Annotated in this window: 1 pseudogene (only partly in view); it reads right to left on the bottom strand. The window is 60.0% G+C overall.

From position 1 onward, the window contains the following. Nucleotides 1-2,179, bottom strand: a pseudogene (locus A3H92_04715) (valine--tRNA ligase) (it extends 388 nt beyond the left edge of the window). Nucleotides 2,180-2,204 lie beyond the last annotated feature (25 nt).

The following is a 2,204-nucleotide window of genomic DNA, read 5'->3' as shown; positions in this document are numbered from 1 at the left end:
CGGCATACAAGGCCGCATCGGCGGCGAGCCACTTCTCCTTGATCAACAACCCTTGGCGCGTCCCTGTCGCCCCCCATAACTCTTCGGTGACGAAGGGCATGAAAGGATGCAACAGCACAAGGATGCGGTCCAGCGCCCAGGCGGCGGTCGCCCTGGTCTCGGCGATTGCCGTTTGGTCATCGCCGAAAAGGATGGGCTTGGACAGTTCCAGATACCAGTCGCAAAAGGTTCCCCAGGTGAATTGGTAGAGAACGGCGGCGGCCTCGTTAAAGCGGTAGGCGTCAATGGCTTCCGCCGTCCCGGCGGCGGTTTGTGAGACCTTGGAGACGATCCAGCGGTTGACCGTCAGCCGGCACGAGGCCGGGTCGAAACCGGAAAGCGGGCGGCATTCGTTCATTTGGCAGAAACGCGAGGCGTTCCACAGTTTGGTGACGAAATTGCGATAGCCCTCGACGCGGCTCTCGGCGAGTTTGATGTCGCGGCCCTGGGCGGCCATGGCGGCCAGCGTAAAGCGCAGGGAATCGGCGCCGAATTTCTCGATCAGGTCCAGCGGGTCGATGATGTTGCCCTTGGACTTGGACATCTTCTGTCCCTGCTCGTCGCGCACCAGGGCGTGGATATAGACGGTATGAAACGGAACCTCATTCATAAAGTGAAGGCCGCTCATGATCATCCTGGCCACCCAGAAGAAGATAATATCAAAGCCGGTGACCAGCACGTCCGTCGGGTAATAGCGTCTCACTACCTTCTCTTCCGCCTCGTTCGGCCAGCCCAGCGTCGAGAACGGCCACAGCGCCGAAGAAAACCAGGTGTCGAGCACGTCCCCGTCGCGCTTCAGCGCGGTTTTTTCGCCGTAGTGCTTCTCGGCGGCGGCGAGGGCCTGCTTTTCGTCCGGTTCAACAAAGACCTTGCCGTCGGGGCCGTACCAGGCGGGAATGCGGTGTCCCCACCATATCTGGCGCGAAATGCACCACGGCTGGATGTTGTTCATCCACTCGAAGTAGGTCTTGTCCCAGTTGCCGGGAACAAACCTGATGCGGCCCGTCTTTACCGCCTCGATGGCCGGTTCGGCCAGAGTCTTGGCGTCAACGAACCACTGGTCGGTAAGCCACGGCTCGATAACGACGCCGGAGCGATCACCGTAGGGGGTCACCATCAGGTTGTCCTCGATCCTGTCGAGAAGCCCAAGCCCTTCCATTTCCTTGACGATGGCGTCCCGCGCTTCGTAGCGATCAACGCCGTGGTAGCGCTCGGGCGCGTTTTCGTTCATGCGGGCGTTGAGGTCGAGAACATTGATCATTTCCAGGCCGTGACGAATGCCGACATCGAAGTCGTTAAAGTCATGAGCCGGGGTGATCTTCACCGCGCCCGTACCCTTTTCCGGGTCGGCGTATTCATCGGCGACGACAGGAATAAGGCGACCGGTAATGGGCAGGACGCAATTCTTGCCCACCAGCTTTGAATAACGCTCATCGTCGGGATGCACGGCCACCGCCGTATCGCCGAGCATGGTCTCGGGCCGGGTGGTGCCGATGGTGATGAAGGTTCCTCGTTCTCCCTCGACCGGGTACTTGAAATACCACATATGACCATGCGTTTCGCGCTGCTCTACTTCCAGATCGGAAATCGCCGTGTGCAGCAGCGGGTCCCAGTTGACCAGACGCTTGGCGCGATAAATCAGGCCCTTCCTGTGAAGATCGACAAAAACCTTGCTGACCGCCGCCGACAGCCCCTCGTCCATGGTGAAGCGCTCGCGGGACCAGTCGCACGAGGCTCCCAGGCGGCGCAGTTGGCCGGTGATGGCGCCGCCCGACTGTTTCTTCCATTCCCAAATCTTTTCGATAAACCTGTCGCGCCCCAGATCATGTCGGGTCTTGCCTTCGGCCTCCAGCCGACGCTCGACGACCATCTGGGTGGCGATGCCGGCATGGTCCGTTCCCGGCTGCCACAGCACGTCAAAGCCCAGCATCCGTTTATAGCGGACCAGGATATCCTGGAGGGTGTTGTTGAGAGCGTGCCCCATGTGCAGGCTTCCCGTCACATTGGGGGGGGGAATCATGATGGCATATGGTTTTGCCGGCGACGAAGGATCGGCGCAAAAAGCTCCCGCTTCTTCCCACATGGCGTAAATCTTTTTCTCGACCTCATCAGGCCGATAGGTCTTGTCCAGCATTGTCATGCCCGGTCTCTCACGCCAGTGGCCG

Source organism: Rhodospirillales bacterium RIFCSPLOWO2_02_FULL_58_16 (assembly GCA_001830425.1).
Classification (GTDB): Bacteria; Pseudomonadota; Alphaproteobacteria; order Rhodospirillales; family 2-02-FULL-58-16; genus 2-02-FULL-58-16.
This window is presented reverse-complemented; position numbering and strand designations above follow the sequence as displayed.